The organism is Quadrisphaera sp. DSM 44207 (assembly GCF_900101335.1).
Classification (GTDB): domain Bacteria; phylum Actinomycetota; class Actinomycetes; order Actinomycetales; family Quadrisphaeraceae; genus DSM-44207.
Genome location: NZ_FNKA01000002.1, coordinates 228,728 through 244,141, shown reverse-complemented (window position 1 = coordinate 244,141; position 15,414 = coordinate 228,728). Strand labels below are relative to the sequence as shown.

Below are 15,414 nucleotides of genomic sequence, written 5' to 3'. Positions count from 1 at the left end.
CGGTCGACCGGGCGCGGCGCCGTCGCGGCGCCCTCGCCGCTCCTGTTCCGGGGACGGTGAGCGCGGCTCACGCGGCCTCCACGATCGCCACCACGCCCTGCCCACCGGCGGCGCACACGGAGATCAGCGCCCGGCCGTGCCGCAGCTGCCCGGCCGCCTTGCGCTCGGCGAGCAGCTTCGCGGTGGTGGCGAGGATCCGGCCGCCGGTGGCGGCGAAGGGGTGCCCGGTCGCCAGGGAGGAGCCGGTCACGTTGAGCCGGCTGCGGTCGACCGCGCCCAGCGGGGCGCCGAGGCCGAGCCGCTCGCGGCAGAACGCCTCGTCCTCCCACGCGGCCAGGGTGGCGAGCACGGTGGAGGCGAACGCCTCGTGGATCTCGTACAGGTCGAAGTCCTGCAGCGTCAGCTCGCGGCGGGCCAGCAGGCGCGCGGTGGCGTAGGCGGGCGCCATGAGCAGGCCCTCCTCGCCGTGGACGAAGTCGACCGCCGCGCTCTCGGCGTCCACCAGGTGTGCCAGCACCGGCAGGCGGTGCGAGCGGGCCCACTCGTCGCTGGCCAGCAGCACCGCGGACGCGCCGTCCGTCAGGGGCGTGGAGTTCCCGGCCGTCATGGTCGCCTCGCCCTGCGCGCCCGGGCCGGTGCCGAAGACGGGCTTCAGGGCCGCCAGCGCCTCGAGGCTGGTGTCGGGGCGCAGGGAGTCGTCGCGCGTGAGCCCCAGGTGCGGGGTGAGCAGGTCGTCGAAGAAGCCCCGCTCGTACGCGGCGGCGAGGTTGCGGTGGCTGGCGAGGGCCAGCTCGTCCTGCGCCGAGCGGGTGGTGCCCCAGCGGGCGGCGGTGACGGCGGCGTGCTCGCCCATCGACATCCCGGTGCGGGGCTCGCTGTTGCGCGGCGCCTCCAGCGCCAGCTGCCCCGGGCGCAGCCGCGCGAGGACCCTCAGGCGCTGGGCCGGCGTGCGCGCCGAGCGCAGGGCCAGCAGGGCGCGGCGCAGGTCGTCGCCGAGGGCCACGGGCGCGTCGCTGGCGCTGTCGACGCCGCCGGCGATCCCGGACTCCACCTGCCCGAGCGCGATCTTGTTCGCGACGAGGACGGCGGCCTCCAGGCCCGTGGCGCACGCCTGCTGGACGTCGTACGCGGGCGTCGCGGGCGAGAGCTTGGTGCCGAGCACGGCCTCGCGGGCGAGGTTCAGGTCGCGGCTGTGCTTGAGGACGGCGCCGGCGACGACCTCGCCGACCCGCTCGTCCTGCAGGGAGAACCGGGCGACCAGGCCGTCGAGGGCCGCGGTGAGCAGGTCGAGCGCCGAGGCGCCGGCGTAGCGGCGGTTCGCCCGGGCGAAGGGGGTGCGGTTGCCGCCGACGACGGCGGCGCAGCGCGGGGAGTCGGCCACGGGTCCTCCTGGGGTGCTGCGGTGCACGGGGAAGCGGACGGGCGCGCGGATCGGGCGCCGTTGCGCACAGTATCCGGAACGACGAGTATGCGGTACCAGGGGTAGCGCATACGCTGTCACCGACGGTAGCGTGCCGCGGGTGAGCACCCTGCAGGCGACGGACCGGCGCACCACGCGCTGGGAGCAGCACCGCCGCACCCGGCGGGCCGAGCTGGTCGACGCCGCGCTGCGGGCCATCACGCGCCACGGCCCGTCCGTGGGCATGGACGAGATCGCCGCCCTCGCCGGCACGAGCAAGACCGTCCTCTACCGGCACTTCGCCGACAAGGAGGAGCTCTACCTCGCGGTCGCCGCGCGCGTGGACCGGCGCATCGTCTCCGAGCTGCGCACCGCCATCACGGGCACGACCACCCCGCGCGAGGCCCTCGCCGCCGCCATCGCGACCTACCTGCGCCTGGTGGAGGCCGACCCGCACGTGTACCGCTTCGTCGTCCACCGCCCGGGCCTGGACCGCCTGCCGGCGAGCGACCCGGTCTCGGGGCTGTCCGCCGCGCTCGGGGACGAGGTGGCGCGCCTGATCACGACGCACCTGCGCGCCCGCGGCGCTCGCGCGGAGGCCACGGGCGCGTGGGGCCACGGGCTGATCGGCCTCGTGCGGGCCGCGGCCGACCACTGGTCCGGGCAGGTGGGGCGCCTGCCCGCCGCCGTCCTGGCCGAGCAGCTGACGGCCCTGGCCTGGGGCGGGCTCGCCGCCGTCCTGCCGGAGCAGGGCGGGCTCGGCGCACCGGGCTCGAGCGGCGCAACGAGCGGGTCGCTGAGCGGCGCGCCGAGCGGGGTGCCGTCCGGGCCCGGCACCGGGCTCAGCACCACCCCGGCGGGCACGGCGCCCGTGCCGGGCCTCGAGGAGGAGGAACGATGAGCACCACCGACGCAGGCGCCCCAGCCGCCGACGCGACCGCCGACGCGGCCGCCGACGCGGCCGCCGACGCGGCCGCCGACGCGCGGGTCGCCGCCCAGGTCGCCGAGCAGGCCGTCGTCGCGACGTCGGGAGCCGCGGCGCCCGGGACGGCGGTGCCCGTCCCGCGCCGGGGCTCGGCGACCGCCCGGGGCGCGGTGGCGGCCACCGCTCCCGATCTGGCCGCCGATCCCGACGTCCTGCGGCGGGTGATGGACGGGCACCGGCACGAGGTGCGCGAGCGCATCCGCGCGAGCCTGCCCGCCGAGCTCGCCCGCCCCACCGACCACCTGGGCACCGAGGAGCACCGGGCGCTGACGACGCAGCGCCTGCGCGCGCTGGCCGCGCTCGGGGACCACCTGGACGGGTTCTCCGCGGACGTCGGCGGGCGCGAGGACATCGGCGCGCAGACGGTCGACTTCGAGATGCTCGGCCACGTCGACCTGTCCCTGACGATCAAGTCCGGCGTGCAGTGGGGCCTGTTCGCCGGCGCGATCCAGGCCCTGGGCACCGAGCGCCACCGCCGCGCCCACCTGCCGGGCGCGCTCGACGGCTCGCTGCTCGGCTGCTTCGCCATGACCGAGACCGGCCACGGCTCCGACGTCGCGTCGCTGCGCACCACGGCGACCTACGACGCGCACACGGAGGAGTTCGTGATCCACTCCCCCGACCCGCAGGCGCGCAAGGACTACATCGGCGGCGCCGCCCGCGACGCCCGCGCGGCCGTCGTCTTCGCCCAGCTGCGCAGCCTCGGCGAGGCGCACGGGGTGCACGCCTTCCTCGTCCCGGTGCGCGACGAGGCCGGGGACCCGCTGCCCGGCGTGACGCTGCTCGACTGCGGGCGCAAGGCGGGCCTGAACGGGGTGGACAACGGGCGGATCCTCTTCGACTCCGTGCGCGTGCCGCGCGAGGCGCTGCTGGACCGCTACGGCAGCGTCGCCACCGACGGCACCTACTCCAGCCCGATGGCCAGCCGCAACGCGCGCTTCTTCACCACGCTCGGCGCCCTGGTCAAGGGCCGGGTCTGCATCGGCGGCGGCGCGCTGGCCGCGACCCGCACCGCGCTGGCCATCGCGGTCGGCTACGCCGAGCGGCGCCGGCAGTTCCCGCGCGCCGGCGGCGCCGGGGAGGAGGTGCTGCTGCTGGACTACCGCACCCACCAGCGGCGCCTGCTGCCGGCGCTCGCCACCACCGTGGCCCTCGGCTTCGCCCAGGACGAGCTGACCGAGCAGCTGCACGAGGTGCAGAACCCGGTGCTGCGCGGCGCGAGCGCGGACAGCGAGGCGCAGCGGCGCCTGGAAGCGCGCGCAGCCGGGATGAAGGCGACCGCCACGTGGCACGCGAGCGCGACGATCCAGGCCGCGCGCGAGGCGTGCGGCGGCGCGGGGTACCTCTCGGAGAACCGGCTCGGGCAGCTGAAGGCCGACACGGACGTGTTCACGACGTTCGAGGGCGACAACACCGTGCTCCTGCAGCTGGTCGCCAAGGGCCTGCTGACCGCCTACCGCGACTCCTTCGAGGACCTCGACACCCTCGGCACCGCGCGCGCGGCGACCGCGCAGCTCGTGGCGACCCTCGCCAGCCGCACGCAGGCGCGCCAGCTGGTGGGGCGGATCACCGAGGTGGCACCGGGCCGCGACGAGACCGCCGAGCTGCTGGACCGCGAGTGGCAGCTGCGCACGCTGCAGTGGCGCGAGCGGCGGGTGCTCGAGACCCTCGCCACCCGCATGCGGCGGGCGAAGAAGGCCGGCGCCGACGCCTTCACGATCAGCAACGACGTGCAGGACCACCTCGTGCTGGCCGCTCGCGCGCACGTGGCCCGGGAGGTCGCCGAGGCGTTCGACCGCGCGGTGCGGGCGTGTCAGGACCCGCAGGCGAGGGCGCTGCTCTCGCGCACCCTCGACCTGCACGTGCTCGCCGACCTCGAGGCCGACCGCGCCTGGCTGCTCGAGCGCGGCTGGATCACCCCGGCGCGCTCGAAGGCCCTCGTGCGGGCCGTGAACGACCTGTGCGCGCAGCTGCGCCCGCACGCCTCGCGCCTGGTCGCCGGGTTCGGCATCCCCGACGAGTGGCTGCAGGCGGCGGTGCTGCAGGACTGAGGCACCGGCTCCGCGCGCCCTGCACCTCTCCCGCGGTGGCCGCCCTCGAGGTGTCACGGGTGGGGGTGCGGGGGACCTCCGCACCCCCACCCGTGACACCTCACGCCCGGCCAGGAGCGCCGGGCGGGTCCCGCGTCTGCGGCGCGGCGCCGTCAGGGTCGTCAGCCGGCGAGGACGGCGCCGCGCCCGGGCCGCCCGACGCCTCTGCCGCCCTCAACTGCCTCGCCGCCCTCGACTGCCCCGCCGCCCTCAGCACCCGAGCCGTCGAGCGCCGCCAGCACCGCCTGCAGCGTCGGGGCCAGCGGCGCGTCGACCTTCAGGCTCGCCTCGCCGTCCCCGCGGGTGGCGCCGGCGTTGACGACGGCCACCGGCTGCCCCGCCTTCGCCGCCGCCCGCACGAACCGGTACCCGCTCATCACCGTCAGGGACGAGCCCAGGACCAGCAGCGAGCGCGCCGAGGCCAGCAGGTCGAAGCAGCGCCGCACCCGCTCGCGCGGCACGCTCTCGCCGAAGAAGACGACGTCGGGCTTGAGCACGCCGCCCTCGCACACCGGGCACGGCACCACCTGGAAGCAGCGCACGACGTCCTCGGGCAGCTCCACGTCGCCGTCCGGGTTGACCTGCCGGCCCGCGACCAGCTCGGCCGCGCGGGCGTCGAACTCGGCGTTCGCCGCGCGCAGGCGCCGGTCCAGCTGCGCGCGCGGCAGCAGAGCGCCGCAGTCGAGGCAGACGACGCGGTCGAGCGCGCCGTGCAGCTCCACCACGAGCGGCGACCCCGCGGCCTGGTGGAGCCCGTCGACGTTCTGGGTGACCACCGTGCCGACGAGGCCCCGCTCCTGCAGCGCGGCGACCGCCTCGTGGGCCGGGTTGGGGCGGGCGGCGGCGACCTGGCGCCAGCCGACGAACCCGCGCGCCCAGTACCGCCGCCGCGCCTCGCGGTCGCCGATGAACTCCTGGTACGTCATGGGCGTGTGGCGTCGCAGCGCGCCGGTCGGGCCGCGGTAGTCCGGGATGCCGGAGCCGGTCGACATGCCGGCTCCCGAGAGGACGAGGACGCGGCCGGCGGCGACGAGCCCGGTCAGCTGCTCCAGATCGCGCTGCGTCGCGCCGTCCGCCCCCGCCACGTCACCAGTGTGCGGCAGCGCTCACCGGTCGCGCGGCGCCTGGGTGTCCGACTCCTCCGTCGGCATGACCTCGGCCGCCTGGTCCGCGGCCAGCTCCGCGGTGCGCGGGTCCGCGTTCGCCCCCGGCAGCCCGCCGGTCTTGCCCTGCCCGCTCTGCGCCTGCTCGCTCATGGCGCCGCCCTACCCGGCGCGCCGCTCCCCACACGCGACGGCGAGGCTCCTCCCCCGCAGGACACCGTCGCAGCCCCGCGCCGACGGGCGCGCGGACCGGGACGAGATCGGGGCGCGCCTACGCTGTCCTGAGCATGGACACCGCCTCGGCCGTCGACCTCGCCCCGCCGCTGGACGCGCGGGCGCTGGTGCAGCGGCTCGAGGGCGTGATGCTGCGCGACGAGCAGCGCCTGCGCCGGCGCCTCGACGCCCTGCACCGCACCCGCGACCCCCGCGAGCGCGAGCGGGCCCTGGCGAGCGTCGCCGCCGCCGTGGCCGCCAGCGAGGAGCAGGTCGCCCGCCGGCGGGCCTCGGTGCCGGCGATCCGCTACCCCGAGCAGCTGCCCGTCAGCCAGCGCCGCGACGGCCTGGCCGCCGCGATCCGCGACCACCAGGTCGTCGTGGTCGCCGGCGAGACCGGCTCGGGCAAGACGACGCAGCTGCCGAAGATCTGCCTCGAGCTCGGCCGCGGCGTGCGCGGCATGGTCGGCCACACCCAGCCGCGCCGGATCGCGGCGCGGTCGGTTGCCGAGCGCGTCGCGGAGGAGCTGGGCACCCGGGTCGGCGGCGCCGTCGGCTACGCCGTGCGCTTCACCGACGAGGTCGGCCCCGACAGCCTCGTCAAGCTCATGACCGACGGGATCCTGCTCGCGGAGGTCCAGCGCGACCGCGACCTGCGCGCCTACGACACGATCGTCGTCGACGAGGCCCACGAGCGGAGCCTGACCATCGACTTCCTCCTCGGCTACCTGCACCGGCTGCTGCCGCGCCGCCCGGACCTCAAGCTCGTCGTCACCTCCGCGACCATCGAGCCGGCCCGCTTCGCCGAGCACTTCGCCGCCGTGGCCGGCGAGGTCCCCGTCGTCGAGGTCTCCGGGCGCACCTACCCCGTGCAGGTCCGCTACCGCCCGCTCGTGGAGGAGGTCCCCACCGCCGCGACCGCCTCCAGCGGCTCGAGCGACGCGGACGACGACGCGGACGACGACGCGGAGGACCCCGACCACGACCGGCCGGCGACCACCGTGGTGCGCGACCAGGTCGAGGCCGTCGTGGACGCCGTCCAGGAGCTGGCCGCCGAGGGACCCGGCGACGTCCTCGTCTTCCTCTCCGGGGAGCGGGAGATCCGCGACACCGCCGACGCCCTGGGCGGCGCGGCGCTGCGGGGCACCGAGGTGCTGCCGCTGTACGGGCGCCTGTCGGCGGCCGAGCAGCACCGCGTCTTCGCCCCGCACACCGGGCGCCGCGTCGTGCTGTCGACGAACGTGGCCGAGACGTCGCTGACGGTGCCGGGCATCCGGTACGTCGTCGACGCCGGGACGGCGCGCACCAGCCGCTACAGCCTGCGCACCAAGGTCCAGCGCCTGCCGATCGAGCCGATCTCCCAGGCCTCCGCGGACCAGCGGGCGGGGCGCTGCGGGCGCGTGGCCGAGGGCGTCGCGATCCGGCTCTACAGCGAGGAGGACTACCTCTCCCGCCCCCGCTACACCGAGCCGGAGGTCCAGCGCACCAACCTCGCCTCGGTCATCCTGCAGATGACCTCCCTCGGCCTCGGCGAGGTGGAGTCCTTCCCCTTCCTCGACCCGCCCGACCGGCGCCAGGTGCGCGACGGCGTCGCGCTGCTGCACGAGCTCGGCGCCCTCGACCCCGCGCGCACCGACCCGCGCGAGCGCCTGACCGAGACCGGACGGCGGATCGCGCAGATCCCCCTCGACCCGCGGCTGGCGCGCATGCTGCTGGCGGCCGACGGGCTCGGCGTGCTGCCCGAGGTCCTCGTGGTCGTCGCGGCGATGTCGGTGCAGGACGTGCGCGAGCGCCCGGCGGACGCGCAGGAGGCCGCCGCGGCCTCGCACCGCCGCTTCGCCGTGGAGGGCAGCGACTTCCTCGGGCACGTGGCGCTGTGGGACCACCTGCGCACCCAGCAGCGCGAGCTGTCCTCCAGCGCCTTCCGGCGCGCGTGCCGCGCGGAGTTCCTCCACTTCCTGCGCATCCGCGAGTGGCAGGACCTGCACGCCCAGCTGCGCCGGGTGACGAAGACCCTGGGGCTGGGCACCGGCACCTCCGGCGGCGCCCCGGTGCGCACCGGGGAGGAGCTGGAGGCGGTGCGCGACGCCGTCCACCAGGCCCTGCTCGCGGGCCTGCTCTCGCACGTGGGCCTGAAGGACACCGCCTCGACGTCGCGGCCGCAGGAGTTCCTCGGCGCCCGCGGCGCCCGGTTCGCCCTCAGCCCCGGCTCGGTGCTGGCGAAGAGGCCGCCGGCGTGGGTGGTCGCCGGCGAGCTGGTGGAGACCTCGCGGCTGTGGGCCCGGACGACGGCGCGCATCGACCCCCTGTGGGTGGAGCAGCTGGCCGGGCACCTGGTCAAGCGGCAGCACAGCGAGCCGCGCTGGGAGCGCAAGCGCGGCGCGGTCGTGGCCACCGAGCGCGTCACCCTCTACGGGCTGCCGGTGGTGACGGGCCGCACGGTCGGCTACGGGCGCATCGACCCGCAGCTGTCGCGGGAGCTGTTCATCCGCCGGGCCCTCGTCGAGGGCGACTGGACGTCGCACCACCGCTTCCTGGCGCGCAACCGCGAGCTGCTCGAGGAGGTCGAGGAGCTGCAGGCGCGCACGCGGCGGCGCGACCTGCTCGTCGACGACGAGACGCTGTTCGCCTTCTACGACGCGCGCGTCCCGCAGGACGTCGTCTCCGCGCGCCACTTCGACGCCTGGTGGAAGGCCGAGCGGCGCCGGCGCCCGGACCTGCTGGTCTTCGACCCCGCCGCGCTCGTGCGCGACGAGGCGGCGCCGGTGGCCGAGGAGGACTTCCCGCTGCACTGGCGCGAGGGCGACCTCGTGCTGGACCTGACGTACCGCTTCGAGCCGGGCGCGCCGGACGACGGGGTGAGCGTGCACGTGCCGCTGGCCGTGCTCAACCAGGTCTCCAGCGCGGGCCTGGACTGGCAGGTGCCCGGGTTCCGCCTCGAGCTCGTCACCGCGCTGCTGCGGGGCCTGCCCAAGCCGCTGCGGGTGCAGCTGGTGCCCGTGCCCGACACCGCCCGCGCGCTGCTGGCGGCGCTGCCGCGCACGCCGCCGCGCCAGCCGCTCGTCGAGGCGCTGGGCGAGCTGCTGCGCGCCCGGCGCGGCGTCGTGGTGCCGCGCGAGGCGTGGTCACCGGACGCCGTGCCCGCGCACCTGCGCCCGACCTTCGCGATCGAGGACGAGCGCGGGCGGGTGGTGGCGTCGGGGAAGGACCTCGAGGGGTTGCGGGCCCGGCTGCGCGGGCAGACGCGCTCGGCGGTCTCGCGGGCGGTCGCCCGGGCCGGGGACGCCCTGGAGCGCACGGGCCTGACGCGGTGGCCGGACGTCGACCCGATCCCGCAGACCGTGGAGCGGGTCGGCCCCGACGGGCGCCCCGTCGTCGGCCACCCCGCGCTGGTCGTCGAGGACGGCGGCACCAGCAGCACCGGCGGGCGCGCGGCGGTGGCGCTGCGGGTGCTGGCGACGCCGGCGGAGCAGGTGGCCGCCCACCCGGCGGGCGTGCGGGCCCTGGTGCGCGCCGCGCTGCCCTCGCCCGCCCGGGCGGTGCTCGACGGGCTCTCCAACGCCGACAAGCTCGCCCTGGCCACCGCGCCGGGCGGGGTGGAGGCGCTGCTGGACGACGTCGCGGCCGCCGCCGTGGACGCCCTCGTCGCCGAGCACAGCGGCAGCGGCGGCGGCGACGTGCGCACCCGCGCCGCCTTCGACGCGGTGGTCGCCGCCGTGCGCCCGCGCCTGGTGCCGACCGCCGCGCAGGCCCTCGGCGTCGTCCGGCGCGTGCTGGCGACGGCCGCGGACGTGCGCCGGCGCCTGGAGGGGACGGCGGACCTGGCGCTGCTGCCCTCCCTGACCGACGCCCGGGCCCAGCTGGACGGGCTCGTGCACCCCGGCTTCGTCGCCGAGACCGGCCTGCAGCGCCTGCCGGACCTGCTGCGCTACCTGCACGGCATCTCCCGCCGCCTCGACGCGCTGCCGCGCGACCGCGTGCGCGACCGGGACCGCACCGGCGTGGTGCAGCGGATGACCCAGGAGCACGAGCGCACCCTCGCGGCGCTGCCGCCGGCGCGCCGGTCGGGCGAGGACGTGCGCGCGGTGCGGTGGATGCTCGAGGAGCTGCGGATCAGCCTGTTCGCGCAGACCCTCGGCACGCCGTCCCCGGTCTCGGAGAAGCGCATCCTCGCGGCGCTGCGCGCCCTGCGCGGCTGACCGCGCGCGGACCCGTCAGAACACCCGGACCGGGACCTCCGCGGGCGCCGCGAGGAGCTCCTCGACCTCGTCGTCCAGGCGCACCAGCGTCAGGGACGCGCCGGCCATCTCCAGGGAGGTGCAGTACTCGCCCACGTAGCTGCGCCCGACCGCGACGCCGCGGTCGGCGAGGCGCTGGTGGGCGATGCCGTAGAGCAGGTACAGCTCGCTGATCGGCGTGCCGCCGAGCCCGTTGACCATCAGGGCGACCCGGTCGCCCTCGGCGAAGGGCAGGTCCTCCACGACCGGGGTGAGCAGGAGGTCGACGACCCCGTTGGCGTCGGTGACCCCCTCACGGCTGCGGCCGGGCTCGCCGTGGATGCCGATGCCGACCTCCATCTCGTCCTCCCCGATCTCGAACAGGGGGGAGCCCTTCGCCGGCGGCGTGCAGGAGCTGAGCGCGAGGCCCATGGTGCGCGTGACGGCGTTGACCCTCCTGCCGACCTCGACGACCTCCTCCAGGGAGGCGCCACGCTCGGCGGCGGCCGCCACCGCCTTGATGACGAAGAAGTTGCCGGCCACGCCGCGGCGCCCGACGGTGTAGGTGGAGTCCTTCACCGCGACGTCGTCGTCGACGACGAGGGTGGCCACCTTGATGCCCTCGGCCTCCACCATCTCGCGGGCCATGTCGAAGGCCATGCGGTCACCGGTGTAGTTGTTCACCAGCAGCAGGACGCCGGCGTCGGTGGCCATGAGCTTGGCGGTCTCGTACACGTAGTCCATGGGCGGGGCCGCGAAGACGTCGCCGGGGCAGGCGGCGTCCAGCATGCCGCGGCCGACGATCATCACGTGGGCCGGCTCGTGGCCGGATCCCGAGCCCTGGATGATCGAGACCTTGCCCTGCACGGGGGCGTCGGCGCGGTGGATCAGGTTGTGCTCGGGCACGTAGCGCAGGGTGTCCGGATTGGCCAGGGCCAGGCCGCGGAGCATCTCCGGGACGAACTGCTTGGGGTCGTTGACGAACTTCTTCACGAGGGCCTCCACGGCGCTGCGGGTGGACGGACGCGGTGCGGGGTCAGGACGACTGCGGGGATCACGACGACTGCGGGGTCAGGACGACGCCGGAGGTCAGGACGACGAGGACGCGGACTCCTCCTGGGCCACGGCCTCGGCGAGGATCGCGACGGCGGTGGCGCCGGCGTCCACGGAGCCGATGCTGCGCTCGCCGGTGTAGCTGGCCCGGCCGCGCCGGGCCTGCAGGGACGCCGTCGCGTCGGCGCTGGCGCGCGCGGTCTCGGCGAAGACCGCGAACAGCCGGGCCCGCGGCGAGCCCGCCGCGACCTCCCGCTCGAGGGCGTCGGTGGCCGGCACGAGGGAGTCCAGCAGGGTCTTGTCGCCGAGGTCCGCGCCGCCGCGGGCCTTGATGCCCTCGGCGGCGGCGCGCAGGGCGGCGACGACGTCCTCCCCGGTGACGGCGTCCTCGCCCTTCAGCGTCGTCCCGGCCCGCAGGAAGGCCGTGCCCCAGATCGGGCCGGAGGTGCCCCCGATCCGGCTGGTGATGGTCATGGCGACCTTGGTGAGGAAGGTGCCGGCGTCGGTGCGGTCGAAGGCGTCCCAGTCGGCGAGGACCTTCTCGAAGCCGCGCGCCATGGAGAACCCGAAGTCCCCGTCCCCGGCGACGGCGTCGAGGTCGCCGAACTCCTCCTCGTGCGCGACGACGGTGCGCGCGACGCACCGCACCACCCGCTCGACGTCCTCCTGGCCGGCAGGGCTCATCGCTCCTCCTTCGTGGTGGTCGCGGGGCCGGCGTCCCGGGGGACGGCGGCGCCGGGGGCAGGGGGTGCGGGCCGCTGCAGGACCCGCTGGAGCTCGGCGAGGCCGACCACGGGCCCCGGCTCGACGCCGGCGGGGTCGGCGAGCACGCGCGCGGCCGGCCCGCCCGGGTCCCCCAGCTCGGTGACGACCAGGGAGGCGCCCGTGAAGTCCTCCTCGGTCGTGTAGCTGCTGACCGTGACGACGCAGCGCAGCCCCGCGCCGCGGGCGGCGAGCAGCCCGTTGCGGCTGTCCTCGACGACGACCACGTCGTCCGGGTCGACCCCGAGCCGCTCGAGGGCCAGCAGGTAGATCGCCGGGTCGGGCTTCTTCGCCGGGACGACGTCCCCGGCGAGCACCTCGAACGACGCCGCCCGCTGCGGGCCGACGACGTGCTCGAGGACGGCGCGCACCGACGGCTCGGCGGAGGTGGAGGCCACCGCGAGCTGCCAGCCGGCGGCCGCGGCCTCCTCCACGACCCGCGCGACGCCGGAGCGCGGCGGCACGATCCCGCGCTCGATCGAGTCCGTGTACACCGCGGTCTTGCGCCGGTGCCAGGCGGCCAGGGCCTCCTTCTGCCCGGCCGCGTCGGCGGGCAGGCCCGCCGACGCGACGAGCTCGGGGGTGAACAGGGTCGCCATGCGCTCCTTGCCGCCGCCGACGCGCAGCTTCTCGGCGTACTCCTCCTCGCTCCAGCGCACGGGGAGGCCGAACTCGGCGAAGGTCGCGTTGAACGCGGGCAGGTGCCCGTCGCGCTCGGTGTCGGCGAGGACGCCGTCGCAGTCGAAGACCAGGGCGGGCACGGCTCAGGCCGCCCTGCCGGCGCTGCCGAAGATGCGCGCCAGGCCGGTGGTCAGGTCGACGACGTCCTGCTGGACGGCGCTGAACAGGGTGGGCGGGTCCCACGTGCCCTTCTCCTCGGCCGCGCGCAGGTTCGCCAGCGAGGAGCGCATGAACGTCGTCTTCAACGCCGTGGAGATGTTGACCTTCGCGCAGCCGCGGGCGATCAGGTCCGTGAACGCCTCGTCGCTCAGGCCCGTGCCGCCGTGCAGGGCGATCGGCACCGGCACCTGGGCCACGATGTCGCTGACCCGGTCGACGTCCAGCACCGGCGCGCTCCTGTACTCCCCGTGCGCGTTGCCGATGGCCGGGGCGAAGACGTCCACGCCGGTGGCGCGGACGAAGCCGACCTGGACCTCCACGGTCTGGCGCGCGGACGCCTCGTCGGAGCCGACGCCGTCCTCGATCCCGGTGATCCCCTCGATCTCGCCCTCCACGCTCGCCCCGTACCGGCGGGCCTCGGCGACGACCTCGACGGTCTGGCGCTGGTTCTCCTCCACGGGCAGCTCGTGGGCGTCGAAGAGCACCGAGTTCCAGCCCTTGGCCAGGCACTCGCTGATCACCGCGCGGTCCGGGCAGTGGTCCAGGTGGAGGCTGACCGGCACCTCGATGCCCGCCGTCATGGCCTTCCACGTCGCGATGAGCACATCGGAGCCGATCGCGCGCACCGTCTTCACCGACGTCTGCACGATCAGCGGCGAGCGGGCCTGCACGGCCCCGGCGAGGACGCCCTCGAGGGTGAGGTCGTTGACGACGTTGATCGCAGGGACGCCGTAGCGCTCCGCGAACGCGGCGTCGACGATCTCCTTCAGCGGCACGACCGGCACGGGGCCTCCGGGGCTGCGGGCGCGCCGGAGCCGGCGCGGGCGGACAGGACCCCTGCACGCTAGGCGGGCGCGGACCGGGCGCGGATCGGGCGGATCCCCCATCTGCGGGTGGGGGATCCCACCCCCGCTCACCCGGGCAGGAGCAGGCGGCTGCGCTGGGCGACGAGCGCGGCGCGGCTGTGCACGCCGTGCTTGCGCAGCAGCGCGCCGACGTGCTTCTCCACCGTCTTGCGGGAGATGACGAGCTCCTCGGCGATCCGCCGGTCCGAGCAGCCGCGCTCGAGCAGGTGCAGCACCTCCAGCTCGCGCGGGGTCGGGGCCCGTCCGTCGCCGCCGGCCGGCGCCGCGGCGGCGGACGGCGCGTCGGCCGCCCGCACCACCGCCTGCACCAGCTCCGGGCCGGTGGCCTCGGCGCTGACGCGCCCGCGCAGCCCCGCCACGGGCACGGCGGCCCCGGCCGGCTCCTCGACGAGGACGACCGCGGCCCGCGGGTCCTGCTCCAGCAGGGCCGCCACCACCTGGGCGGGGGCGGCGTCGGCCAGCCGGTCGCCGAGGACGACGACGTCCGGGCGCAGCAGCCGCACGGCGTCCGGGACGTCGCCGGCGCGCCCGACGTCGCCGAGCACGCGCACGGCGGGGCCGCCCTGGCCGATCAGCGCGGCGAGCCCGCTGCGCACCGCGGGCCGCCCGTCGACGACGAGGACGCCGGTGCGCGCCGGGCGGTGCTCCCCCGCCAGCCGGTACGGCAGCTGCACGCGCAGGGTGGTGCCCCACCCCGGCGTCGTGGTCAGCTCCGCCGCGCCGCCGAGCGCCCGGGTGCGCGCGACGACCCGCGCGAGGCCGTCGTCGCCGGCCTCCCCGCTGCCGTCGTCCTCGACCAGCAGCACGACGCCCTCCGCGCCGTGCACCAGCCCCACGCGCAGCACGGCGGCGCGGCTGCGGGCCACGGCGCGCACCACGGCGCAGCGGGTCGCGCGCAGCAGGTGGCCGGCGACCTCCGCGTCGGGCGCCCGCACCTGGCCGGCGACGACGAGGCGGCCGTCCAGGCCCGCCGCCGTCCGCGCCCACGCGACCTCCGCCGCGACCGCGTCGTGCAGCGTCAGCCCCTCCGGGAGGTCGTCGGGCTGCGCGCCGGCGGAGCGGGCGATCGCCAGCGCCGAGCGCGCGACCGCCGCGGCCGCGCCCAGCGCCTCCCGCGGGCCGTCCGCGCCGCCGTCCGCGCCGCCGTCCGCGCCGCCGTCCGCGCCGCCGTCCGCGCCGCCGTCGCCCGCGGCGCGCTCGAGGTGCACGAGGAGGGTGGCCAGCTGGCGGCTGAGGCGCTCCTGCACCTGCCGCGCCGAGCGCTCCCGCTCGCGCGCCGCGGCCTCCGCCCACCCCCGCTCGGCCGCGACGGCGTGCAGGCGGGCGTTGGTGATCGCGATGGCGGCGTGGCGGGCGAACAGGCTCAGCAGCTCCACGTCCGCCGGCCGGAAGCGCCGCGCCGGGTCGGCGGAGAAGACGACGACGGCCCCGAGCACGGCGGGCCCCCAGCGCACCGGGACGCCGACGGCGGCGTGCAGGCGCGCGCGGTCGGCGGGGTGCAGGTGCCCGCCGCGCACCTGCCGGTAGTCGTCGACGACGACGGGCCCGCCGGCGCGCACCACCTCACCGGTCAGGCCCTCCACCAGCGGGAAGGAGCGGCCCGACTGGCAGGCCACCCCGACGTCCGCCTCCTTGCGGTAGGTGCCGCTGCTGTGGTCGACCAGGCTGATCGAGCCGTCCGAGCAGCCCAGCAGGGCCACGGCCGAGCGCAGCACCCGCTCCAGCAGGGGTCGCAGCGAGAACTCCCCCGCCAGGCCCTCGGCCAGGTCGGCCAGCGCCTGCGCCTGCGCCGCGCGCTCGCACGCTGCCGCCATCCGTCCTCCACGTCGTCGTGTCGGTCGGCACATCCTGCCCCACGCCGCCCGCCTCGCGCCCCGTCCGCCGGC

At 77.0% G+C, this 15,414-nt stretch carries 11 protein-coding genes; 3 read left to right on the top strand and 8 right to left on the bottom strand.

Annotated elements, in window-relative coordinates; all coding sequences use genetic code 11:
- Positions 1–67: 67 nt before the first annotated feature.
- A complete protein-coding gene (locus BLS82_RS07235) occupies positions 68–1,381 on the bottom strand; it encodes an acetyl-CoA C-acetyltransferase (RefSeq protein ID WP_255378187.1) in 1,314 nt (437 codons plus the stop codon).
- A 139-nt stretch (positions 1,382–1,520) separates the two neighbouring features.
- On the opposite strand from BLS82_RS07235, the gene BLS82_RS07230 reads away from it, so the two are divergent.
- Together BLS82_RS07230 and BLS82_RS07225 are read left to right on the top strand one after the other, a co-directional pair.
- On the top strand, positions 1,521–2,300 hold the full coding sequence (locus BLS82_RS07230; protein WP_218123700.1) for a TetR/AcrR family transcriptional regulator: 780 nt from the start codon (positions 1,521–1,523) through the stop codon (positions 2,298–2,300).
- A gap of 248 nt (positions 2,301–2,548) precedes the next feature.
- Complete coding sequence (locus BLS82_RS07225) at positions 2,549–4,435, top strand: acyl-CoA dehydrogenase family protein (protein ID WP_092864948.1); 1,887 nt, start codon at positions 2,549–2,551, stop codon at positions 4,433–4,435.
- Between the two features lie 161 nt (positions 4,436–4,596).
- Here BLS82_RS07225 and BLS82_RS07220 read toward each other — a convergent pair whose 3' ends face one another.
- Positions 4,597–5,559, bottom strand: coding sequence for an NAD-dependent protein deacetylase (locus BLS82_RS07220; RefSeq protein WP_092863425.1), 963 nt, complete (start codon positions 5,557–5,559; stop codon positions 4,597–4,599).
- Positions 5,560–5,580: 21 nt separating this feature from the next.
- Complete coding sequence (locus BLS82_RS15650) at positions 5,581–5,730, bottom strand: hypothetical protein (protein WP_176818981.1); 150 nt, start codon at positions 5,728–5,730, stop codon at positions 5,581–5,583.
- A 134-nt stretch (positions 5,731–5,864) separates the two neighbouring features.
- Here BLS82_RS15650 and hrpA point away from each other — a divergent pair, with 134 nt between their 5' ends.
- Entirely contained in the window at positions 5,865–9,989 is a 4,125-nt protein-coding gene (gene hrpA, locus BLS82_RS07215) for an ATP-dependent RNA helicase HrpA (RefSeq protein WP_092863422.1), read from the top strand.
- Positions 9,990–10,004: 15 nt separating this feature from the next.
- Here the strand turns inward: hrpA and dhaK are convergent, their stop codons facing one another.
- From dhaK to BLS82_RS07190, 5 genes are all read right to left on the bottom strand, one after another.
- Entirely contained in the window at positions 10,005–11,000 is a 996-nt protein-coding gene (gene dhaK, locus BLS82_RS07210) for a dihydroxyacetone kinase subunit DhaK (RefSeq protein WP_092863419.1), read from the bottom strand.
- Between the two features lie 96 nt (positions 11,001–11,096).
- Positions 11,097–11,744 (bottom strand): dihydroxyacetone kinase subunit DhaL, encoded by a 648-nt coding sequence (gene dhaL / locus BLS82_RS07205; RefSeq protein ID WP_092863416.1) that lies wholly within the window; start codon positions 11,742–11,744, stop codon positions 11,097–11,099.
- Positions 11,741–12,583, bottom strand: coding sequence for an HAD-IA family hydrolase (locus BLS82_RS07200; protein ID WP_092863413.1), 843 nt, complete (start codon positions 12,581–12,583; stop codon positions 11,741–11,743). The genes dhaL and BLS82_RS07200 overlap by 4 nt, the downstream gene beginning before the upstream one ends.
- 3 nt (positions 12,584–12,586) lie before the next feature.
- Positions 12,587–13,447 (bottom strand): class II fructose-bisphosphate aldolase, encoded by an 861-nt coding sequence (locus BLS82_RS07195; RefSeq protein WP_092863410.1) that lies wholly within the window; start codon positions 13,445–13,447, stop codon positions 12,587–12,589.
- A gap of 128 nt (positions 13,448–13,575) precedes the next feature.
- On the bottom strand, positions 13,576–15,342 hold the full coding sequence (locus BLS82_RS07190; protein WP_176818980.1) for a GAF domain-containing protein: 1,767 nt from the start codon (positions 15,340–15,342) through the stop codon (positions 13,576–13,578).
- Positions 15,343–15,414: the final 72 nt, after the last annotated feature.